Source organism: Lysobacter soli, from assembly GCF_003382285.1.
Taxonomy (GTDB): domain Bacteria; phylum Pseudomonadota; class Gammaproteobacteria; order Xanthomonadales; family Xanthomonadaceae; genus Lysobacter_J; species Lysobacter_J soli.
The window spans coordinates 53,690-76,113 of sequence record NZ_QTJR01000009.1 but is presented as its reverse complement, the minus strand read 5'-3'; the positions used below and the strand labels follow the sequence as shown (position 1 = coordinate 76,113).

The 22,424-nt window shown below is 69.5% G+C and carries 19 protein-coding genes; 7 read left to right on the top strand and 12 right to left on the bottom strand.

Annotated features, from left to right (window positions below):
- Positions 1-1,117 (bottom strand): flavodoxin-dependent (E)-4-hydroxy-3-methylbut-2-enyl-diphosphate synthase (gene ispG, locus DX912_RS13245; protein ID WP_115843023.1); only part of this gene is annotated, 1,117 nt, incomplete at its 3' end.
- Between the two features lie 111 nt (positions 1,118-1,228).
- Between ispG and xseA the strand changes: the two genes are divergently transcribed.
- The 3 genes from xseA (at position 1,229) to DX912_RS13230 (ending at position 5,942) form a co-directional block, all read left to right on the top strand.
- A complete protein-coding gene (xseA, locus tag DX912_RS13240; RefSeq protein WP_115843005.1) occupies positions 1,229-2,590 on the top strand; it encodes an exodeoxyribonuclease VII large subunit in 1,362 nt (453 codons plus the stop codon).
- Between the two features lie 77 nt (positions 2,591-2,667).
- Positions 2,668-4,137 (top strand): aldehyde dehydrogenase family protein, encoded by a 1,470-nt coding sequence (locus DX912_RS13235; RefSeq protein ID WP_115843003.1) that lies wholly within the window; start codon positions 2,668-2,670, stop codon positions 4,135-4,137.
- Between the two features lie 65 nt (positions 4,138-4,202).
- Positions 4,203-5,942 (top strand): vWA domain-containing protein, encoded by a 1,740-nt coding sequence (locus DX912_RS13230; RefSeq protein WP_115843001.1) that lies wholly within the window; start codon positions 4,203-4,205, stop codon positions 5,940-5,942.
- 27 nt (positions 5,943-5,969) lie between these two features.
- Here DX912_RS13230 and DX912_RS13225 read toward each other — a convergent pair whose 3' ends face one another.
- Positions 5,970-8,852, bottom strand: a complete 2,883-nt coding sequence (locus DX912_RS13225; protein ID WP_232338423.1) for a sensor domain-containing phosphodiesterase — start codon at positions 8,850-8,852, stop codon at positions 5,970-5,972.
- 207 nt (positions 8,853-9,059) lie between these two features.
- Between DX912_RS13225 and DX912_RS13220 the strand changes: the two genes are divergently transcribed.
- From DX912_RS13220 to DX912_RS13205, 4 genes are all read left to right on the top strand, one after another.
- Entirely contained in the window at positions 9,060-9,614 is a 555-nt protein-coding gene (locus DX912_RS13220) for an RNA polymerase sigma factor (RefSeq protein WP_115842999.1), read from the top strand.
- The gene (locus tag DX912_RS13215) at positions 9,611-10,657 is read left to right on the top strand and encodes a hypothetical protein (protein ID WP_115842997.1); all 1,047 of its coding nucleotides are present in this window, start codon (positions 9,611-9,613) and stop codon (positions 10,655-10,657) included. The genes DX912_RS13220 and DX912_RS13215 overlap by 4 nt, the downstream gene beginning before the upstream one ends.
- A complete protein-coding gene (locus DX912_RS13210; RefSeq protein ID WP_115842995.1) occupies positions 10,654-11,238 on the top strand; it encodes an IMPACT family protein in 585 nt (194 codons plus the stop codon). Before DX912_RS13215 ends, DX912_RS13210 begins: the two co-directional genes overlap by 4 nt.
- Before the next feature lie 99 nt (positions 11,239-11,337).
- Positions 11,338-13,101: an ABC transporter transmembrane domain-containing protein gene (locus tag DX912_RS13205; protein ID WP_115842993.1), complete on the top strand. Its 1,764-nt coding sequence runs from the start codon at positions 11,338-11,340 to the stop codon at positions 13,099-13,101.
- Between the two features lie 41 nt (positions 13,102-13,142).
- Here the strand turns inward: DX912_RS13205 and DX912_RS13200 are convergent, their stop codons facing one another.
- The 10 genes from DX912_RS13200 to DX912_RS13155 all read right to left on the bottom strand — a co-directional run bounded on the left by DX912_RS13200 (position 13,143) and on the right by DX912_RS13155 (position 22,353).
- Positions 13,143-14,783, bottom strand: coding sequence for an acyl-CoA dehydrogenase family protein (locus DX912_RS13200; RefSeq protein WP_115843019.1), 1,641 nt, complete (start codon positions 14,781-14,783; stop codon positions 13,143-13,145).
- Between the two features lie 72 nt (positions 14,784-14,855).
- Complete coding sequence (locus DX912_RS13195; RefSeq protein WP_115842988.1) at positions 14,856-16,127, bottom strand: FAD-dependent oxidoreductase; 1,272 nt, start codon at positions 16,125-16,127, stop codon at positions 14,856-14,858.
- A gap of 112 nt (positions 16,128-16,239) precedes the next feature.
- Positions 16,240-16,446: a cold-shock protein gene (locus tag DX912_RS13190; RefSeq protein WP_115842987.1), complete on the bottom strand. Its 207-nt coding sequence runs from the start codon at positions 16,444-16,446 to the stop codon at positions 16,240-16,242.
- Between the two features lie 96 nt (positions 16,447-16,542).
- The gene (locus DX912_RS13185; RefSeq protein ID WP_115842986.1) at positions 16,543-17,307 is read right to left on the bottom strand and encodes an S-methyl-5'-thioinosine phosphorylase; all 765 of its coding nucleotides are present in this window, start codon (positions 17,305-17,307) and stop codon (positions 16,543-16,545) included.
- 4 nt (positions 17,308-17,311) lie between these two features.
- Positions 17,312-17,881, bottom strand: a complete 570-nt coding sequence (locus DX912_RS13180; protein ID WP_115842985.1) for a hypoxanthine-guanine phosphoribosyltransferase — start codon at positions 17,879-17,881, stop codon at positions 17,312-17,314.
- Positions 17,881-18,876 (bottom strand): beta-N-acetylhexosaminidase, encoded by a 996-nt coding sequence (nagZ, locus tag DX912_RS13175; protein ID WP_115842984.1) that lies wholly within the window; start codon positions 18,874-18,876, stop codon positions 17,881-17,883. The genes DX912_RS13180 and nagZ overlap by 1 nt, the downstream gene beginning before the upstream one ends.
- 109 nt (positions 18,877-18,985) lie before the next feature.
- Positions 18,986-19,690 (bottom strand): DsbA family oxidoreductase, encoded by a 705-nt coding sequence (locus DX912_RS13170; protein ID WP_115843017.1) that lies wholly within the window; start codon positions 19,688-19,690, stop codon positions 18,986-18,988.
- A gap of 55 nt (positions 19,691-19,745) precedes the next feature.
- The gene (locus DX912_RS13165; RefSeq protein ID WP_115842983.1) at positions 19,746-20,261 is read right to left on the bottom strand and encodes a CYTH domain-containing protein; all 516 of its coding nucleotides are present in this window, start codon (positions 20,259-20,261) and stop codon (positions 19,746-19,748) included.
- Between the two features lie 28 nt (positions 20,262-20,289).
- The gene (gene rlmD / locus DX912_RS13160) at positions 20,290-21,633 is read right to left on the bottom strand and encodes a 23S rRNA (uracil(1939)-C(5))-methyltransferase RlmD (RefSeq protein WP_115842982.1); all 1,344 of its coding nucleotides are present in this window, start codon (positions 21,631-21,633) and stop codon (positions 20,290-20,292) included.
- Between the two features lie 99 nt (positions 21,634-21,732).
- Positions 21,733-22,353 carry a DUF1318 domain-containing protein gene (locus tag DX912_RS13155; RefSeq protein WP_115842981.1) on the bottom strand — a complete coding sequence of 207 codons (621 nt, stop codon included), beginning with the start codon at positions 22,351-22,353 and terminating at the stop codon, positions 21,733-21,735.
- Positions 22,354-22,424 lie beyond the last annotated feature (71 nt).

The following is a 22,424-nucleotide window of genomic DNA, read 5'->3' as shown; positions in this document are numbered from 1 at the left end:
AAATGCCGATGTTCGCGTGGCGCGATTCGCCCGGGCCGTTGACGACGCAGCCCATCACCGCGAGCGTGAGGTTCTCTGCGCCAGGATGGCTGATCTTCCATTCCGGCATCTTCGCGCGTACGTGTTCCTGCACGGTCTTGGCCAGTTCCTGGAAGAAGGTGCTGGTGGTGCGGCCGCAGCCCGGGCACGCGGTGACCATCGGCGTAAATGCGCGCAGGCCCATCGTCTGCAGCAATTCCTGCGCGACGATGACTTCGTTGGTGCGCGACTGCCCCGGCTCCGGCGTGAGCGAGATGCGGATCGTGTCGCCGATGCCTTCCTGCAGCAGCACGCCCAGCGCCGCGCTGGACGCGACGATGCCCTTGCTGCCGATGCCGGCCTCGGTCAGTCCCAGGTGCAGCGCGTACTTGCCGCGGCGCGCGAGTTCGCGATAGACGGCGATCAGCTCCTGCACGCCGCTGACCTTCGCGCTGAGCACGATGCGGTCCGCCGGCAGGCCCAGTTCCTCGGCACGCACGGCCGAATCCAGCGCCGAGCGGATGAGCGCCTCTCGCAGCACTTCGGCCGCTTCGCGCGGTTCGGGCAGCGCGTGGTTCTCGTCCATCAGCTGCGCGGCGAGCGCCTGGTCGAGCGAGCCCCAGTTTGCGCCGATGCGAACCGGCTTGCCGTAGCGGATCGCCAGTTCGATCAGCGTCGCGAACTGGCTGTCCTTCTTCTTGCCGAAGCCGACGTTGCCCGGGTTGATGCGGTACTTCGCCAAGGCCTCGGCGCACGCCGGTTCGGCGGTGAGCAACTGGTGCCCGTTGTAGTGGAAGTCGCCGATGATCGGCACGTTCACGCCCATCATCGCCAGCTTGTCGACGATGCGCGGCACGGCGGCCGCGGCGTCCAGCGTGTTGACGGTGACGCGGACCATTTCCGAGCCCGCGCGCCAGAGCTCGGCGACCTGCCTGGTGGTGGAGGCGACATCGGCCGTGTCGGTATTGGTCATCGACTGGACGACGACCGGATGGCCGCCGCCGACGTCGACGCCGCCGATGCGGACCGCGGTCGTCAATCGGCGCGGCAGGGGTCCGAAACCGGGGTGCGCACAGGGCGCCTGGGCATGCGAATTCATCTGCATATTGTAGGCCACGCGGGCGCCGCGACCGTCCGTCTTCACGCGTGCGATCACGTGACCCGGGACCCCACCTGCGGTACCGTGGCCGGCCATCGCCACGCCCCCGCCATGCGCGACTTCCCCGACGACACCCGCCCCGACACGGTGCTGACGCCCAGCCAGCTGAACACGCTGGCGCGCGACCTGCTGGAGGGGGCCTTCCCGTCGATCTGGGTCGAGGGCGAGCTGGGCAACGTCTCGCGCCCGTCGTCCGGACACCTGTACTTCACGATCAAGGACGCGCGCGCGCAGGTGCGTTGCGCGATGTTCCGACCCAAGAGCAGCTGGCTGCGCTTCACGCCGCGCGAGGGCCTGCGCGTGCTCGGTCGCGGCCGGCTCACGCTGTACGAAGCGCGCGGCGAGTACCAGATGGTGTTCGACCATCTGGAAGAAGCCGGCGAAGGCGCGCTGCGCCGCGCGTTCGACGAACTCAAGGCCAAGCTCGCCGCCGAAGGCCTGTTCGATGCAGAACGCAAGCGTCCGCTCCCACGTTTCGCGCGCCGCGTGGCGGTGATCACCTCGCCCACCGGCGCGGCCGTGCGGGACGTGTTGAGCGTGCTGTCGCGGCGCTTCCCGCTCGTCGAAGCCGATGTGCTGCCCGTGCCCGTGCAGGGCGAAGGCGCGGCGGCGCAGATCGTGGCGATGCTGCAGAAGGCCGTGGCGGCGCAGCGCTACGACGTGATCGTGCTCGCTCGCGGCGGCGGTTCGCTGGAAGATCTGTGGGCGTTCAACGACGAGCGCCTGGCGCGCACGATCGCCGCTTCGCCCGTGCCCGTGGTATCGGCCGTCGGCCACGAAACCGACTTCAGCCTCAGCGATTTCGCCGCCGACGTGCGCGCGCCGACGCCGTCGGTCGCCGCCGAGCTGCTGGTGCCCAATCGCGAGGATCTGCTGCACCGTGTGCGCGTGCTCGACGCGCGTCTGCGCAATTTGCAACTGCAGCGCCTGCGTCAGGCGATGCAGCGTGCCGATCGCGCTGCGCTGCGGCTTAACGCGCTGCGTCCGCGCGCGCGGCTGGACATGCTCTGCCGTCGCCAGGCCGATGCGCTGCGCCGCCTCGACGCTGCGTGGAAGCGCCGCCTCGAACGCGAACGTGCGCACCTTCGCCATGCCGACGCCGTGCTGCGCGCGGCGCATCCGCAACGCCGAATCACGCGGCTGCGCGAGCGCCTCGTCGCCGTCGCGCAGCGCCCGCAATCGGCCATCGTGCGCCGGCTGTCGAAGGAAGCCCTGCACCTGCGCGGGCTGGCGCGATCGCTGGAAGCGGTGAGCCCGCTGGCCACGGTCGCGCGCGGGTATTCGATCCTCCGCCACGAAGACGGCCGCATCGTGCGCAGCGTGCTCGATGCGGCACCGGGCGACCGCCTGTCCGCGCGGCTGTCCGACGGCGAACTCGCGGTGCGCGTGGAAGCGCACGACGGCGACACCTGATCGTCCGGGTCCTGCGCGACAACTGATCGCGCGCTAACGCAGGCTGCCCTACCCTTGCCGTTTTCCGGGAGCAGACCATGCCCAAGGACAAGAACAAGCGCGCCGGCAAGGGGCTGAAATCCAGCTATCCCTACTACCTCGCCAACCGTCCGGTCGCGGCCAACACCGATCTCGACGTCCTCGACAAATACAGCGGCAAGCGCGCCACTCGGGTGGCACTGGCTGACGGCGCGGCGGTGCGCAAGGCGATCGTCGCCGGCTACCAGGCGCGCGAGGCGGTGGCGGCATTTCCGCCGGATGCGCGCCGCGACGTGCTCGAACATTGCGTGCAGCGCTTTACCGAACGCTTCGACGAACTCGCGCTGGCGCTGTGCATCGAAGCCGGCAAACCCATCCGCGACGCGCGCGGCGAAGTCACGCGACTGATCGACACCTTCCGCATCGCGGCCGGCGAGGCGACGCGCCCGGGCGGCGAAGTGGTCGAGTTGCAGATCTCGCCGCGCACGCGCGGCTATCGCGGCATGGTCAAGCGCGTGCCGGTCGGGTTGTGCGGCTTCATCACGCCGTTCAACTTCCCGCTGAACCTGGTCGCGCACAAGGTAGCGCCGGCGATCGCCGCCGGCTGCCCGTTCGTGCTTAAACCCTCGGAAAAGACGCCGATCGGTGCGCTGATCATCGGCGAGATCCTCGCCGAGACCGATCTGCCGAAGGGCGCGTTCTCGATCATGGCGTGCAGCAACGACGACGCCGCGCAGCTGGTCGAGGACGAACGCCCCGCGCTGCTGAGCTTCACCGGCGGCCTCGTCGGCTGGGACCTGAAGGCGCGCGCCGGCCGCAAGAAGGTGACGCTGGAACTCGGCGGCAACGCGGCGTGCATCATCGATGACGAACCCGGTGCATCGCTGGACCACGTCGTCGAACGACTGGTCTTCGGCGCGTACTACCAGTCTGGCCAGAGCTGCATCAGCGTGCAGCGCATCTATGCGCACGCGGCGGTGTACGACCGGCTGCGCAAGAAGCTCAAGGCCGCGGTGGCGAAGCTGCGAATGGGCGATCCGCGCGAGGAATCCACCTTCATCGGGCCGATGATCGACGAGAAGGCGGCACAGCGGATCGAGTCGTGGATCGCCGCCGCGCGCAAGGGCGGTGCGAAGCGGCTGGCCGGTGGCGATCGCGCTGGCAACATGGTGCCGGCCACGCTGCTGGAGAACGTACCGCGCGATTCCGACCTGTACCGCAAGGAAGCCTTCGCGCCGGTCGCGATCATGGAACCGTTCGACGACTTCGAGCAGGCGCTCGACAAGGTGAACGACAGCGACTTCGGCCTGCAGGCGGGCGTGTTCACCGGGCGCCTGGACCATGCGATGCGCGCGTGGGACCGGCTCGAGGTCGGTGGCGTGATCGTCGGCGACGTGCCGAGCTTCCGCGTCGACAACATGCCCTACGGCGGCGTGAAGCAATCCGGGCTGGGCCGCGAAGGCGTCCGCTACGCGATGGACGACATGACCGAACAGCGGCTGCTGGTGATCCGCGACCCGGTCGGCTGACGCGCCTCAACCCCGTTTTGCGCGGACGCGCGTTTGCCACGGCGACCCAACCATGGAGTTCGCCGATGAACCGCACCGCCCTCGTTTCCACGCTGCTGTGCGCCGCGGTGGTCGCCGCGCTCGGCGGCTGCCGCAGCACGTCCCAACCCGCCGAACAGGCGGCCGCACGCCAGCGCGCCGAGCAGGAGAACGCCGCCCGGGCGCAGGCGAAGGCTGCTTCCGCCGATGCGGCGGCGGCGTCGGCCACGCTCGATCGCATCGAAGTCACCGGCAGCCGGATGCAGGAGGCGTACGCGCCGGCGGTCGCGCCCGCTCCGCCGCCGGCGCCGATGATGCTGATGCGCATGGCCCCGATGCAGCCGGCCAACACCGAAAAGTACGCCGAGCGCACCGACAACCCCGTCCAGCGCGCGGCCGAGCAGCCGGTGTCGACCTTCTCCATCGACGTCGACACGGGCAGCTACGCCAACGTGCGCCGCATGTTGAACGATGGCGTGCGCCCGCCCAGCGATGCGGTGCGCGCCGAGGAGTTCATCAACTACTTCGATTACGGCCATCCCGCGCCGACCTCGCGCGAGACCCCGTTCCGCGTCACCACCGAACTCGCGACCGCGCCGTGGAATCCGCAGCGCCAAGTGCTGATGATCGGCATCAAGGGCTATGACGTGCCGAAGGCGAACCTGGCACCGGCCAACCTCGTCTTCCTCATCGACACGTCCGGGTCGATGGGCGAACCCGACAAGCTGCCGCTGGTGAAGCAGGCACTGCGCCAGCTGGTTCCGCAGTTGCGCGCGCAGGATCGCGTGTCGATGGTCGTCTACGCCGGCAGTGCCGGCCTCGTGCTGCCACCCACGCCGGGCGACCGCCACGGCGAAATCCTCGCCGCGCTCGACCGCCTCGACGCCGGTGGAAGCACCAACGGCGGCGAAGGCATCGCGCTGGCGTATGCGATGGCTAAGCAGGCCTTCATCCAGGGCGGGGCGAACCGCGTGATCCTCGCCACCGACGGCGATTTCAACGTCGGCACGGTCGACCAGAACGCGCTGGAAACCCTGGTCGCCGATCAACGCAAGAGCGGCATCGCGCTGACCACGCTCGGCTTCGGCACGGGCAATTACAACGACGAGCTGTCCGAACGGCTGGCCGACGTCGGCGACGGCAACCACGCCTACATCGACAGCGTGCGCGAGGCGCGCAAGGTGCTGGTGCAGCAGATGGGCGGCACACTGCTGAACATCGCGCGCGACGTGAAGATCCAGGTCGAATTCAACCCGGCGCAGGTGGCCGAGTACCGCCTGATCGGGTACGAGAACCGCATCCTGCAGCGCGAGGACTTCGCCAACGACAAGGTCGACGCCGGCGACATTGGCGCGGGCCATCAGGTGACGGCGCTTTACGAGATCACGCCGGCGGGTTCGTCCGCGCAGCGCGTGGCGCCGCTGCGCTACGGCGATGCGAAGGCCGCGAAGCCCGACCTCGCGATCGGCAACGAACTTGCACACCTGCGCCTGCGCTACAAGCTGCCGGGCCAGGACAGGAGCAAGCTGATCGAAACGCCGATCCTCGCTTCGCAACTCACGCGCACGCCGGGCGAATCGCTGCGTTTCGCGAGCGCGGTGGCTGGATTCGCCGATGCGCTGCGCGGCGGCGAACGCATGGATGGGTGGGGCTGGGACGCGATGATCTCCGCCGCACGCAACGCGCGCGGAGACGATCCTCGCGGCGAGCGCGCGGAGTTGATCCAGCTGATGGACGCCGCGCGGCAACAGGCCGGTGCTGACGAGCGCGTCGGCATTCGTCGATAGGAGACGGCGCGCAGGCGCCGCTGGAGATCAGCCGGAAACGACGAGCTTCAGCGGCGTCACGCGCATGCGTTCGGCCGGATAGCCGAACAGATAGCCCTGGCCGTAGGTGCAGCCCAGTTCGCGCAAGGTCGCGCGCTGGGCTTCGTTTTCCACGCCTTCGCCGATGGTGTGGATGCCCAGCGTGCCGGCCAGCGCCTGGATCGCGCGAACGACCGCCACGCTTTCAGGCTGCGTATCGCCAACCAGGCCGGAGACGAAACTCTGGTCGATCTTCAGGCACTCGATCGGGAAACGGTGCAGGTACGACAGTGCCGAGAAGCCGGTGCCGAAGTCGTCCAGCTGCGCGAGCACGCCGTGGCTGCGCAGCGTGCGCAGCATGCGCAGCGCGCGCGGCACGTCGTCCAGCAGCGCGACTTCGGTGATCTCGATGCGCAGGCGGTGCGGATCGGCACCGGCCTGGTCGATCATGCGCAGCAGGCGATCGGCGAAGTCCGACGAACGGAAGTGCCGCGGCGACACGTTGACCGAGATGTAGCCTTCGCCGCCGCGCGCCAGTTCGTCCATCACCTGGCGATACAGGATCCAGTCGACTTCCTCGATCAGCCCGCTGTCCTCGCCCACGCCGATGAACTCGCTGGGCGTGAGCAGACCGCGGCGTTCGTGACGCCAGCGCAGCAGCGCTTCGTGGCCGATCACGCGCTGGTCGTCCAGGCGCACGATCGGCTGGTAGAACGCGACGAAACCGTCGCCGTTGATCGCGCGACGCAGGTCGGCTTCGAGGTCGAGGATGCGCACGGCCTCCTCGCGCATCGCCTCGTCGAACACGGCGCAGCGATCGCGACCGGAGGACTTGGCGCGGTACATCGCCGCGTCCGCGTCGCGAAGGAGCTCGGCGCCGGTGCGGTAGCGCGGATGCCACAGCGCGATGCCCAGGCTCGCCGACGGGAAGACCTCGCGGCCGGCGATCCAGCACGGTTCGCCGAGCGCGCGCAGCACGCGTTGTGCGAGTTCCTCGGCGACCTGCGGGCCGTCGATGTCCTCGATCAGGATCGCGTACTCGTCGCCGCCCAGGCGCGCGACGGTGTCGCCGGTGCGCACCGCATCGACGATGCGGCGGCCGGTTTCGATCAGCAGTTCGTCGCCGGCCGAATGGCCCACCGAATCGTTGACCAGCTTGAAGCGGTCCAGGTCGAGGAACAGCACGGCGAACGTGCGCTGTGGCTCGCTCTGCGCGCGGGCAATGGCGTGTGACAGGCGATCAAGCAACTGGCTGCGATTGGGCAAACCCGTGAGCGCGTCGTGCGTCGCCTGATGCGTGAGCTGCTGCTCGACGCGGAGGCGCTCGCCGATCTGCGACAGCAGCTCCGCGTTGGCCTGCGCGAGTTCTCGCGTGCGCGATTCGACGCGTTGTTCGAGCTCGGCATGCGCGGCGACCAGGCGGTCCTGCGACTGCTTGCGCGCAAGACCGATCGAGATGTGGTGCGCGACGAACGTCAGCAGTTCCTGGTCGCGCACGCTGAAGTTGATCGCCGGCGAATAGCTCTGCACGGTGATCACGCCGACCACCGATTCGTTGCGGAACAGCGGCACGCCCAGCCAGCAGTGCGCGAGCGAGCCGCGGCTGCGCACCAGCCCCTGCGATTCCAGCGCCTGGATGCGCTTGCGGTCGGCCAGCAGCGGACGGCCGCGCGCGATCACGTACTCGGTCAGGCCCGAGGTCAGCTTGCGCATCTCGCGGACGGCGTCGCGTTCGTCGATCGAATACGGGAATTCCAGCCGCTCGCCATCGTCGGTGAGCAGCGCGATGTAGAAGTTGCGTGCGTACAGCAGGTCGCTGACGACGTCGTGCACCTGCGTGTAGAAGCGCTCCAGCGTCTCGGAGGTGATTGACAGTTCGGCGATGCGGAACAGCGCGCGCTGCAGGCGTTCGGCGCGCTGGCGCTCGATGATCTCGGCCTGCAGGTCGCGGTTGCTCAGCTGCAGCGCCTGCGTGCGTTCCTCGACGCGGCGTTCCAGTTCCTCGCGTGCGTGAAAGCGGTCCAGCGCGGTGAGGATGTGCTGCGCGACGAACGCGAGCAGCGCGCGCTCCTCTTCGCCGTAGACGTCGGGCCGGTCGTAGCTCTGCACGACGATGGCGCCGCAGATGCGGTCGTCGCGGCGCATCGGCACGCCGAGCCAGTCCTCGCTGTCGGGACCGTGCTGGATGTCGCGCGGCACGCCGAGGCGTTCGCGGATCGCCGCCGACGGACCCTGCAACGGTTCGCCATGGCGCAGCAGCGCCACGGTCACGCTGTTGGGCATCTCGTCGACCGGGATGTCGCGGTCGGGTTCGGCGACATAGGTATCGCGCTGGTCGGCGAAATACAGGAAACGCATCGAATCGCGCACGTCGTCGTACAGGACGATGTACAGGTTCGCGGCGTACATCAGGCCCGCGACGACGGTGTGGATCCGGCGCAGCATGTCGGCCAGTTCCAGGTCCGAACCGGCGAGGTCTGCGATCTCGAACAGCGCCTGCTGCAGGCGTTCGGACTTCTCCAGCGATTCGGCTCGCGCCAGGGTGCGCAAGGCGACCAGGTGCGCGCCGATCACCACGCGCGCCAGCGCCAGCCACATCTCGCGGGTTTCGGACGAGATTGCCGCCGGCAGCTGCGCGGCGAGGCCGACGCGTACGCCTTCGGACGTCGTCCAGCTTCCCTCGATGCGCTGGGAGTGGATCGTCAGCGGGTCGCGCGTCAGCAGCGATTCGGCCCGGTGGGCCAGCGAGGAGCTGGCGCCCAGCGACGCCGAACCGGCCACGCCGCCATAGCTGTCGCGCCACAGCACGGCCACTTCCGACCCGGCCGGCAGGGCTTCCTGCAGGGTGTCCGCGAGCGCGTCCCGCCCATGACGGGCATCGACGATTCTCACGGCCTTGGGCCTGGGACGAGTGGACACAGCGGAAGAACCCCTGGGCAGACGGGGCAGGATAACGCGGCAATTCGCCCGCGTGCTCAACCCCTTCCGGAACTGCGACCCGTTCGTCTGAATATGAACCTCGCGATCCGGGCCGCTGCCGGCCCTGCCCCAGCGCTGTGCGACTTCCCGCCGGCGCGCACACCCCGTACCCTGCCGCGCATGAATGCGGGCGCGGATACCGACGACGACGTGCTGATGCTGGCCTGGGCGGCTGGCGACGCCGCGTCGTTCGAACTGCTCTACGCCCGCCATCGGGGTTCGCTGTACCGGTTCCTGCTGCGGCAGCTGCGGGATCCGGCGCTCGCGGACGAGTTCTTCCAGGACGTCTGGCAGCGCGTCATCGCCGCCCGCCAGGGCTGGAAACCCGAGGCCGCGTTCAGGACCTGGCTGTTCCGTATCGCCCACAATCGCCTCAACGATTACTGGCGCGGGCTGAAGCACCGACCCGCCGCGCCCGAGGATGCCGACGAACGCGCCGCGCGCGTCCCGGATCCGAGCAGCCCGGAACGCGAGTTGTCGGAGTTCGAACAGCGCCGCCGCCTGCAGCTGGCGATCGAGGAACTGCCCGACGAGCAGCGCGAAGTCGTGCTGCTCCGGCTGGAGCAGGAACTGAGCCTGGAGGAGATCGGCGCCATCACCGGCGCCGGCCGGGAAACCGTCAAGTCGCGGCTTCGCTATGCGATGGACAAGCTGCGCGCGAGATTGAACGAATGAGCCGCTTCGACGACGAACCGCTGAGCCCGGAAGAACGCGCGCTGGCCGACCGCCTGGCGCGCCTGGGCCCGCACGACGGGCCGTCGCCGGCGCTCGACGCGAAGATCCTCGCCGCCGCGCATGCCGCGGCCGTGCCGAAGCCGAGTCGTCGTCGCTGGCTGGGCCTCACCGCGATTCCCGGAAGCCTGATCACCGGCACCGGCATGGCGGCCGCGCTGGTGCTGGTGATCGGCACCGTGTGGCAGTTGCGACCGAACGATCCCGCGCCCCGCCCTGCGCGCGAAGAAGGCGACGGCGCCTACGTCAGCGCGGAGATCATCAAGCGCGAGCAGAAGGTCGTGGCACCGCCTCCGCCCACTGCCGACGCGCCCGTGCCGCGGAAAGCCCCGAGCGCGCCCGCCATCGCCAACGCACCCACGACGGCGCAGCGCAAGGCAGCGCCAATGGCGCAGGCTGCCGCTCCGGCGTCCATGCAGGAGGACGTTCCGGTCGCCGCCGCTGCCCGCATCGCGACCGTCGGACCGGACGAGCCCATCGCCTACCGCAACGCCCCGGCCGACGCTCGCGCGGCCGATCCGTTCACTGCGCCGGCTGCCGCGCCCGCCGCCCCGGTCGCCATGCAGGTGTATTCGGAAGCGCAAAGGACCGAGGCGTTCGAGCTCGCCCGCGCCCGTCAGCAGCGCAGCGAGGAGCAGGCGGTTTCCGCCAAGCGCTCGCTGGTCGACACCGGATCCGCCGCGCCCGTCGCCGCGGCGGCGCCCGCTCCAGCCGACGCCGGATCGGATGCCGCATCGGGCACGACGCTCGACCGCATCGAAGTCACCGGCACCCGCATCACGCCGGCGGACCTGCTCGCCGCGACACCGGTCGCCGAAGACGCGCAGCTCGAGGCCGCCCAATGGCTCGAGCGCATCCGCGAACGTCGCGATGCCGGCGATGCGGACGGCGCGCGCGAGAGCATGGCGCTGTTCCGCAAGGCGCATCCGCGCGTGCGCCTGCCGCGTGACCTGCGCGCGCTCGCGCAGCCCGCCGCCACGCGATGAGCAGCACGCTGGCCGGCCCGACCTCGCACCTGCTCGAGGTCAAGCACAGCCGTTTCCTCGTGAACGCCGCGCCGGTCGACAGCCCGGACGAGGCGCTCGCGTTCGTCGCGCGCGTCGGCGACCCCGCCGCGACGCACAACTGCTGGGCCTATCGCATCGGCAGCGAATACCGCTTCAACGATGACGGCGAGCCTGCCGGCACCGCCGGCCGGCCGATCCTCGCCGCGATCGACGGCCAGGGCCTGGACCGCGTGGTCGCGGTGGTGACGCGCTGGTTCGGCGGCATCAAGCTTGGCGCGGGCGGGCTGGTGCGCGCCTACGGCGGCAGCGCGGCCGAGTGCCTGCGCGTCGCGGCTCGCCGCGAACTGGTCGTGTTCGCCGAATTTGCCCTCGCCTACCCCTTTGCCGAAACCGGGCCGGTGCACGCGGTAATCGCGCAATTCGAGGCGGAAAAACTCGACGAGCGCTTCGACGCCGACGGCACGCGCCTGCATGTGCGCCTGCCGGCCGATCGCGTGGACGCCTTGAAAGCCCGCCTGCGCGACGCCACCCGTGACCGGGTGCGTTTCTCCGACGCCTGAGGCGGTACACGCCGAAGTCGCAACGCGGAAACTTCCGACCCTCGCGCGCGGTCCGTTCCGCGTCCTGCATTCCTGCTGCTGCCCCATACTGGCCAATCGATGACCACCGACGTCTCCACCGCCAAAGCCCCGATCGGCAGCCTGCGCACGCTGTGGCCGTTCGTGCAGCGACATCGCACGTTGTTCATCGCGTGGCTCGTCGCGCTGGCGGCTTCGAGCGCCGCGACGCTCAGCCTGCCGGTCGCGGTGCGCACGATGATCGACCAGGGCTTCGCGCAAGGCGGTGGCGCGGCGATTGACCGAGCGTTCCTGCTGCTGTTCGCCGTGGCGGTCGCCCTGGCGCTGGCGACCGCGGCGCGCTTCTTTTTCGTCTCGCTGCTCGGCGAGCGCGTGGTCGCCGACCTTCGCGAACGCCTCTACGCGCACCTGATCGCGTTAGATGCCGGCTTCCACGACCGCAACCGCAGCGGCGAGCTGGTCTCGCGCCTTACCGCCGACGCCGAACTGCTGCGCAGCGTCGTGGGTTCGAGCATGTCGGTGGCGCTGCGAAGCACCGTCACGGTGGTCGGCAGCCTGGCGATGCTGTTCGTCACCGCGCCGCGACTGGCGGCGTTCGCGCTGGTCGGCATCCCGCTCGCCGTGTTGCCGATCGTCATCGGCGGACGTCGCCTGAAGAAGATGTCGCGCGTCAGCCAGGACCGCGTGGCGGACGCCAACACGCTCGCGAACGAAACCCTCGGCGCGATCCGCACCGTGCAGGCGCATGCGCGCGAGCCCTACGAGCGCGATCGCTTCGGTGCCGCGCTGAAGGAGGCCGTCGCCACGGCGCGGCGCCGCATCCAGGCGCAATCGTGGGTCACGGCGATCGCCATCGTATTGATCTTCGGCGCGATCACGCTGGTGTTGTGGTCCGGCGCGCACGACGTCGTCGCCAATCGCATGAGCGCCGGCACGCTCGGGCAATTCATGCTGTACGCCATGATCGGCGGTGGTTCGGTCGGCGCGCTCGCGGAAGTCTGGAACGAACTCCAGCGCGCCGCCGGCGGCATGGGGCGCATCAGCGAGTTGCTGGTCGAAACCGCGGCGGTGCAGTCGCCTGCGAACCCGGTGACGCTTCCGAAGCCGGTGCGGGGCGAGCTGACATTCGACCGCGTGAGCTTTCATTACCCGTTGCGCCCCGACGCCCCGGCGCTGGAGGAGTTCGACCTGCGCGTGCGCCCGGGCGAGACGGTCGCGCTCGTCGGGCCGTCGGGCGCCGGCAAGAGCACGGTGTTCTCCATGCTGCTGCGCTTCCACGATCCGCAGTCCGGTTCAGTGCGCGTGGACGGCACCGACGTTCGCCAACTCGATCTGGCCGAATTGCGCCAGGCCATCGCGCTCGTGCCGCAGCAGCCGACGATCTTCGCCGCCAGCGCGCGCGACAACATCCGCTACGGCCGCCTCGAAGCCAGCGACGCCGAGATCGAGCACGCCGTGAAAGCCGCGCACGCAGCGGACTTCATCGCCGCACTGCCGCAGCGACTGGACACCGAACTCGGCGAACGCGGCGCGCGCCTGTCCGGCGGCCAGCAGCAGCGCATCGCGATCGCGCGCGCCTTGCTCAAGGACGCGCCGATCCTGCTGCTCGACGAAGCCACCAGCGCGCTGGACGCACAGAGCGAGCGCGCCGTGCAGCAGGCGCTGGAAACGTTGATGGAAGGCCGCACGACGCTGGTGATCGCCCACCGCCTCGCTACCGTGCTCAAGGCCGATCGCATCGTGGTGATGGATCGCGGCCGCATCATCGCCGAAGGCACGCACGAGCAACTGCTGGCGCAGGGCGGCCTGTATGCGGAGCTTGCGAAGTTGCAGTTCCTGGATTGACGGAAGCTCGGCTGCTCACGCCATGACCGCAAGGTGGGCGTTCACCCGTTCCACCCCCGCCCGATCAACGACCCCAGTTCGAAATCCCGCGGCAACGTCCCGTACGCATTGCCGTGATCGCCGGCGATGCGCGTGCTGCAGAACGCCGCCGCCATCGGGCTGTCGTTTCGCAGCAGCAGGCTGGCCTGCAACGCCAGCGCCAGCGCTTCGACCCAACGCCGCGCTTCGACTTCGTCCGGCACCGTCAGACCTTCCAGCACCGGACGCAACTCGGCGATCTCGGTGTCGAGGTCGGGATCCACGTTCTGCGCCGCTTCCAGTTCGGCGAGCAGTGCGCGCCCGGTGTGGGGCTCGCGCTGCAACGCACGCAACACGTCCAGGCACTGGATGTTGCCGCTGCCTTCCCAGATCGAGTTCAACGGCGCCTGCCGATAGAGACGTGGCAGCAGCGATTCCTCGACGTAACCCGCTCCGCCCAGGCATTCCTGCGCTTCGTTGACGAAGCCCGGCGCACGCCGGCACACCCAGTACTTCCCTACGGCGGTGGCGATGCGCGCGAACGCGGCCTCCTGAGGGTCGTACGGTGCGCGATCGACCGCGCGCGCCACGCGCATCGCCAGCACGATGGCCGCTTCGGCTTCGATGGCCAGATCCGCCAGCACGTTGCGCATCAGCGCGTGCTCGGCCAGTCGCTTGCCGAATGTCATCCGATGGTGCGTGTGATGCATGGCCTGCGCCAGCGCCATGCGCATCTCGGCGGCGGCGCCCAGCATGCAGTCCAGTCGGGTGAGCATCACCATCTCGATGATCGTCGCCACGCCGCGGCCTTCGTCGCCGATGCGGTACGCCCAGGCGTCCATGAACTCCACTTCGGACGATGCGTTCGACCAGTCGCCGAGCTTGTCCTTCAAACGCATCAGCGCGAACGCGTTCTTCTGACCGTCCGGCGTCCAGCGCGGCAGCAGGAAACAAGTGAGGCCTCCGGTGGCCTGCGCCAGCACGAGGAAGGCGTCGGACATCGGCGCGGAAAAGAACCACTTGTGACCGACGAGGCGATATTCGTTTTCGCCCGACAACGCCGTGGCGACCGTGCGGTTCGCGCGCACGTCGCTGCCGCCCTGCTTCTCGGTCATGCCCATGCCGATCGTGATGCCGAGCTTCTGGTCGCCGACGATGTCGCGCGGGTCGTAGAACGGCGAGGTCGCCTTGCCTTCCCGGCCGACGAGATCGGGTGCGTGCCGCAGCACGGGCACCGCCGCGTGCGTCATCGTCAGTGGGCAACTGGTGCCGGGCTCCACCTGGTGGTGCAGATAACTGAGCGCCGCGCGCGCGACGTGCGCGCCCGGTCGCGGCTGCGTCCACGATAGGCCGGCGACGCCATGCTCGATCGCCGCCTGCATGATGCGGTGGTAATTCGGATGGAACTCGACCAGGTCGATGCGGTTCCCGAAGCGATCGTGTGTTCGCAGGCGCGGACGGTCGCGATGCGCATCGAAGCTCAGCCGGTAGAGTTCGTCGCCCGCAAGCGCGCCGTAGGTCGCCAGCGTTTCGGCGAAATCGCCGCCTCCTTCGCGCACCACCGCTTCGCGCAGCGCGGCATCGTCCTGCCACAGATCGCGCGGGGCGAACTCGGGCGGCTGGTTCTCGACGCGATGCGTGGCGAACGGCGGCAGCGGGTCCATCTGCAGCTCCGGCATGGGTCTGGTGGCGTGGGGACGCGCGGAATGGATCGATTCTAGGCCGCGTACCGTCGGCTACGCGTTTTCGACGGCGAGCCGGCCGGTCGCGTTTGGCGTGCGTTCCGCCAGGGCGCTGACGAAGCAGGCGTCGAGCGGGTACGTCCCCAGCCAGCCGCGACGGGTGCCGGTGAGCACGCGGAGCATCTGCCCGCGCCCGCCGGGCAGGCGCGACATCGGATGGAAAAGGCGGTCCCGCATCGCCGCCAGGCGGTCGCGTTCGGACTGGAACAACGGCGTGAGCCAGCGGCTCCAGAAGTGGTAGATGCCCAGATGATCGCGGCGGCGGCGCTCGTAATCGGCGAACGCATCGACGGGGCGTGCGTGTGTTCGCAGCGCGTCGCGCAGCGCGAGCGCGTCGGCCAGCGCCATGTTCACGCCCTGCCCCAGCTGCGGGCTCATCGCGTGGGCGGCGTCGCCCATCAATATGGCGCGCCCGCAATGCCAGCGACGCTGCACGGTGTCGCGGTACCGCGCCCGCGCCAGTCCCGCCGGCACCGCCGTGGCGTGCAGGCGTTCGGCCGCTTCGGGCCATACCGTAGCCACGTCGCGGCGCCAGGCGGACTCATCGGTGCCGGCGTGCGGCAGCTCGGCGGCAGGCAGGCTCCAGAAGAAACTCAGTCGCGGCACGGGATCGCCGGGACGCGTGCCGACCGGCAGCATGCCCGCCATGCGGCGCGCGCCAACGTAGCGCTGGCGCAGTTCGTCGGGAAACTCCCATGCGTCCTGCGCGACCAGGCACCACTGCGCGCCCCACGGGTACGGACGATCGAGCGCCGGCGCGGCGACCGCGCCGCGCAGCATCGATGCGGCGCCATCGGCGACGATGACGACGTCGAAGGCGCCGTGCTCCTCGCCCGCGTCGTCCCGAAGCACGCCGCGAGCCGTGTCCACCTCGACGATGCGCCGGCCGCAGTGCACGCGCCGGCCGTCGCGCCAGGCGTCGTCGAGCAGGCCGAACAACGCGCCGCGCTGCATGCCCAGTCCGAAGAAATGCGGCGCCAGCTCGCGGTAGCGCATGTCCATCACGGGCCGACCGGCCGTCGTCTCGCCGAAGAGCCGGCCGATGCGGGCGCCGTGCACGAGCGCGTCGTCGAGCAGGCCGAGCTCCCACAGCACCGCCAGCCCGGTGGGCTGGAGCAGGAAGCCGGCGCCAACCGGTCCGAGCACCGGCGCGCGTTCGAAGACTTCCACGTCGTGGCCATCGCGCGTGAGCAGCAGCGCCGCGGTCTGGCCGGCGGTGCCGTAGCCGACGATCCCGATGCGCAATGTCGATCCCTGGCGCGTCATGCGATTCCCTTCAGATGCCCGGATCCGTCGATCCCGGACGAAAAAAAGGCCCCGCAGATGCGGGGCCTTCGAACGCGATGTGCGTGGTGCTCGGAGGGTTATCCCCGGAGGATCACGCGACCACGTTGATGTTGGACGCCTGGGCGCCCTTCGGGCCCTGCGTCAGCTCGTAGCTCACACGCTGGCCTTCCTGCAGGCTGCGGAAGCCCTTGGCGTTGATCGCGGAGAAGTGCGCGAACACATCTGCGCTGCCATCTTCGGGAGAAATGAACCCGAAGCCCTTGGCGTCGTTGAACCACTTCACGGTGCCGTACTGCATGTCCTTGTCAACCTCATGCTGGATGCGAGTCGCGCACCGACGCGGATGCGATCCGGAGCGCTCGGCGAGTATGCAAACTGAATGCCGGCTTGACAATCATCTTGTGGCACGGGCGCCGAGCAGCGCCGACAGGAGGCGCGGCAGGCCCGACGAGGCGGCGGCCACGTTGTCCAGCACGTCCTGCAGGGTGATGACCTCGTCCGGGTCCGGCCCGGCGCCGGCCGCCCAGTTGGCGACGATGGCCAGGCAGGCGTAGTCCAGGCCCATTTCGCGCGCGAGGCCGGCTTCGGGCATCCCGGTCATGCCGACCAGGTCGCAGCCGTCGCGGCGCATGCGGACGATCTCCGCCCGGGTTTCCAGACGCGGGCCCTGCGTGGCGCCGTAGCAGCCGTCGGCGACCAGCGCGACGCCGGCCGAGGCCGCGGCGTCGATCACCGCCTGGCGGAGCGAGCGCGTGTACGGCTCGCCGAAGTCCACGTGCAGCACCTCGGTGCCGGGTTCCTCGCAGATCGTCGAGACGCGGCCCCAGGTGTAGTCGATGAGCTGGTCCGGGCACGCCAGCACGCGCGGGCCGAAGCGCTCGGTGATGCCGCCGACCGTATTCAGCGCCAGCACCCGCGTGGCGCCCAGCGCCTGCAGCGCGGCGAGGTTGGCGCGGTAGTTGATCTTGTGCGGCGGGAGCGAATGGCCTTCGCCATGGCGCGCCAGGAACGCCACGCGGTGCCCGCCGAGCGTGCCGACGCGCACCGGCCCGGACAGTGCGCCGTAGTGCGTGACCGGCTGGTGCGTCTCGACGTCCTGCAGGTCGGCCAGCTTGTACAGGCCCGTGCCGCCGATGACGGCCAATGCGATATCGGTCATCGGCTCAGTCCTTCAGCGCGTAGATCGCCGGCAGGTTGCGGCCCTGCTCGTGGTAATCCATGCCGTAGCCGAAGACGTAGCGATCCGGCACGTCGACGCCGACGTAATCGGCGCAGATGCCTTCGACGCAGCGGTCGTGCTTCTTCACCGCGAGCGCGGCGATGCGCACGTCGCGCGCGCCCTGCTCCAGGCACCAGTCGCGGATCGCGGCTAGCGTGTGGCCTTCGTCGAGGATGTCGTCGGCGAGCAGCACGCGACGGTTCTTCAGCGGCGTCGCCGGGCGGTGCTTCCACACCAGTTCGCCGCCGGAGGTCTCGCCGCGGTAGCGCGTGGCGTGCAGGTAGTCGAATTCGAGGTCCTGTCCCAGCGCGCCCAGCTCCATCGCCAGTTGTGCGGCGAACGGCATGCCGCCGTGCATGACGGTCAGATACACGGGCACGTCGGCAGCGGTGTAGTCGGCGTCGATCTGGCGCGCCATGCGTGCGATCGCCTGTTCCAGCGTGGCGCGATCCAGAAGCAGATCGGAGTTGGCCAGCGCCGCGGCCAGGTCGTGCGTGTTCGCAATGGTGTCCATCAAGCCAGTCCTTCCTGCCGGTTGCGGGCGGCGTCGTAGCGGGCGTCGGCCAGCAGGCCGTCCCATCCCAGCGCGCCGCGGCCGATCAGGCCGGCGAGCGCCATCGTGTTGAGTTTTCGGCCTTCGACGGCCGCCAGCGCGTCTTCGACCAGCTGCGGGTGGCAGACGAGGATCGCGTCGCAGCCCGCGTTGTAATGCGCGTCGATGCGCCCCTTGACGCCACCCGGATGTTCGCCGGCCTTCATGCCGATGTCGTCGGTGAAGACGACGCCGCGGAAATGCATCTCGCCGCGCAGGATCTCCTCGATCCAGCGCTTCGAAAAACCGGCGGGTTCCGGCGCCACGGCCGGGTACTTCACGTGCGCCATCATCACCGCGTCGGCCTTGGCGTCGATGCCGGCGACGAAGGGCACCAGGTCGTTCGCGCGCAGTTCGTCGAGTGGGCGCGGATCGATCGCCTCGTTGAAATGCGTGTCGGCCAGCACCGAGCCGTGACCCGGGAAATGCTTCAGCGTCGCCGGCATGCCGGCGCCGTGCATGCCGCGGATGTAGGCTCGCGTGAATTCGGCGACGACCGCGGGATCCTCGGAGAACGCGCGATTGCCGATGGCGAGGTTGCCGCGGCCGAGGTCCGCGACCGGCGCGAAGCTCAGGTCCACGCCGCTGGCGAGGACTTCCTTCGCCATCAGCCAGGCGTGTTCCTCGGCCAGCTTGAGGGCGGCCGCGGGATCGGCGGCGTAACGCTTGCCGAAGCCATCCAGGGGCGGAAGCGCGCTATAGCCGTCACGGAAGCGCTGGACGCGTCCGCCTTCCTGGTCGACACAGACCAGCTGCGGGCGCGGTGCCGCTTCGCGGATGGACGCCGACAGTTCGGCGACCTGCGCCTTCGACGCGAAGTTGCGGCTGAACAGGATCACGCCGGCGCAGGCGTCGTGCTGCAGCCAGTCGCGCTCCTGCGCGGTGAGTTCGGTGCCGGCCACGCCGATCACGAGCATGCGGAAGACTCCGGTTGTCTGGGCCGCGCCCGTTGCGCGGGCCCGCATTGTCGCGCAGATGCCCGAACGGGGCATCCGCACATGTCTGGCTTGCGTGAAGGCGCCGGCGTCAGACCTCGCAGCCGTCCGGGCCGCAGGCGTCGCCCGACGCGCGTTCGTCCGACGGGCGCGCTTCCAGCCCCAGTCGTTCGAAAACCTGCGCGAACACCGCCGGCGTCTGCGCGCCCTGCACCGCCAGGCGTCCGTCGAAGACGAATGTCGGCACCGCCTGAATGCCCAGCGAGTGGGCCTGCGCGAGCTGCGCGCGGACTTCGGCGATGCCTTCGTCCGAGTCCAGCATCTGCCGCACGCGTGCTTCCGGCAGCCCGCCTTCGGCGCCAGCGTCGATCAGCGTCTGCACGTCGGCGAGATTGCGGCCTTCGGCGAAGTGCGCACGAAACAGCGCCTCGCCGACCTTGTCCGCATCGCCTTCGCGACCGGCGAGCCACACCAGGCGATGCGCCTTGAGCGTGCTCACGCGCACCTGCCCGCGATCGAAATCGAACGGCAGGCCTTCGGCGCGGCCGGTGGCCTGCGTCTGCGACAGGATCTGCTCGGTGCGCTCGGCGCCGCCGAACTTCTTTTCGTAGGCCTCGCGCAGTGGCACGGGCGTGTCGTCGGGCGCGTCGTTCAAATCCGGATCGAGCTGGAACGCGTGCCAGTGGATCTCGGCCGTGCGTCCCTTCTCGCCGAGCTGCGCCAGCGCTTCACGCAGGCGGTGCTTGCCGATCCAGCACCAGGGGCAGACCACGTCGGACCAGATGTCTATGCGCAAAGGGGTGTTGTCCATGGACTCGAAATGGGGCCACGAGGCCCTTACGCAACCGGATTCAGGCGACCAGACCCGCGCGCTCGTCCGCGTTCCACTGCGCGAAGGGACGCGTGGCAAGCGCGAGGTTGTAGTAGCGGGACGATTCGGTGACTTCCGCGCCGATCCACTCCGGGCGCGCGAAGGCTTCATCCGCGCTGGACAACTCGATCTCGGCGACGACCAGCCCCGCGTTGTCGCCGAGGAACTCGTCGACCTCCCACAGATGCCCTTCCTGCTGCACGTAGTGGCGACGCTTGTCGACCAGCCCGCCGACGCACAGGGCGAGCAGCGCGCGCGCATCGGCGACGGGGATGGCGTAGTCGAACTCCTGCCGCGTGTGGCCGAGTTCGCGCGACTTGAGGTTGAGGAACGCCTCGTCGCCGGCGATGCGCACGCGCACCGAGGCCTTCATCGCGCCCTCGTCCATCGCCTTCTGGTCGTTGATGTAGCCCTGCGCCATCGGCACGACCTCGCGCGCGGCCGCGCGCCAGCCGTCGCCGGTGACCAGGAACTTGCGTTCGATTTCGAGTGCCATGCGGTGTGTCCTGTGCGGGCGATCGCGATCAGCGCTCGAACAGCGCGATCGATTCCACGTGCGCGGTGTGCGGGAACATGTCCATCACGCCGGCGGCCTTGAGCTTCCAGCCGCGCTCCTTCACCAGGAAACCGGCGTCGCGCGCGAGCGAGGCCGGATGGCAGCTGACGTAGACGATACGGTCGAACTGTTTCAGTGGCAGCTGCGCCAGCACGACGTCGGCGCCCGAGCGCGGCGGGTCGAGCAGCAGCTTGTCGAAGGGCTCCTTCATCCAGCTCTCGCCGGACAGGTCCTTCGCCAGGTCCGCCGCATGGAACTGCGCATTCGCGATGCCGTTGTGCGCGGCGTTCTCGCGCGCGCGGCGCACCAGCCCCGCCTCGCCTTCCACGCCCACCACTTCGCGCACTTGGCGCGCCAGCGGGAGCGTGAAATTGCCCAGGCCCGCGAACAGGTCGAGCACGCGGTCTTCAGGCCTGGGATCGAGCAGATCGAGCGCCAGCTGGATCATCTTGCCGTTGAGGCCGGCGTTGACCTGGATGAAATCGAGCGGGCGGAACAGGAACTCCAGGTTCCATTGCGGCAGCGAAAACGCCAGCTTCGGCGCTTCGGGCCACAACGCGTGCACGGTGTCCAGGCCGCCGGGCTGCAGGAAGATCGCGAACCCGTGCGCCTTGCCGAACGCGACGAGCGCCTCGCGATCGCTGTCGGTGAGCGGCACCAGGTGGCGGATCGTCAGCGCGACGCCGCTGAAGGCGTCGCCGTTCGATCCGTCCTGCACGTCGCCGGCGATGAACTCGATCTGCGGGATCTCGCGCCGCGCCTGCATGCCGTCCACCAGCGCGGCGAGTTCGGGCAGCTTCGACGCGATCTGCGGCATGACCGTGTGGCATTCGCGGATGTCGGCGACGAAGCGCGGATCGGTTTCGCGGAAGCCGACCAGCGTCTTGTCCTTCTTCTCGACGCGACGCACCGAGAAACGGCCCTTGCGACGATAGCCCCACGACGTATCGACCAGCGGCGGCAGGATGCGTTCGGGCGCGACGTGGCCGATGCGCTCGAAGTTCTCCATGAGCACGCGCTGCTTGGCGAGAATCTGCTTTTCCTCGTCGTAATGCTGCATGGCGCAGCCGCTGCACACGCCGAAATGCGCGCAACGCGGCGCAACGCGTTCGGGCGCGGCGTCGAGGACTTCGACGGTCTTCGCCTCGTCGAAACTGCGATGGCGACCGGTCTGCGAGGCCATGACGCGCTCGCCGGGCAGCGCGCCGGCAACGAACACGGCCTTGCCGTCGGGACGGCGGGCCACGCCGCGGCCGTCGTGGGTCAGGTCGGTGATGAGGACTTCGAAGGGGGTTTGATCGATGCGGGCCACAGCGGCTGGCGGTACTGCTCAACAGGGCCGCGTATTGTCGCAGATCGAGCGAGCCCGCCCGACCTGCCCCCCTCCCATTGCGGGAGAGGGGCGTTCAGGTCACTTCTGGCGCCAGCCGCCACCGGCGTCCTGCACCCACCAGCCCGGCCGCGCGCTGTCGACCCACTGGCGCGCGAACACGGCGCGGATCTGCTGTTCCCACTCTGGGTGATCGTTGGCCACGGCGATTTCGCGATAGACGGCGCGGGCGTCGCGATTCTGTTCGGCGACGGCCTGGTTCACGCCGACACGCTGCGGCAGCGGGATCTTGGCCGCGTCGCGCACGTCGATGGTGCCGTCGTTGGCGATGCCCAGCGCGCCGGATTCGAAATGCGCCTTGAGCTGGCCGTCGAAACGCTGCGCCATGCGCGCCTGGATCGACTGGATCGCCGGCGTCTTGATCGTGATGTCCGGCTGGCCCTGCGCGTGCGCGGTGCCGATGCCCATCAGCGACAACCAATCGATGCGCGAGGCGAGCGAACGCTCCGCCGACGGCACGTAGGCGCTCTGGCCGCCGGGCTTTTCCTGCGGCTTCGGCGCGGGCTGTGCGTCGTCGCCGATCACCTTCTCGACGAACTCGCGCGCCGCTTCCTTCGCCTCGGCGGCGGGGAAGTACACGTTGATCGTGACGCAGGCGGTCAGCGCGACCGCTGCCACCGGGATGCCCATCCAACGACGCATGACGATTTCTCCTGTTGATCCGATGCCGGCAGCACGTGCGTGCGGCCGGCGCGATGCAGCGAAACTTACCC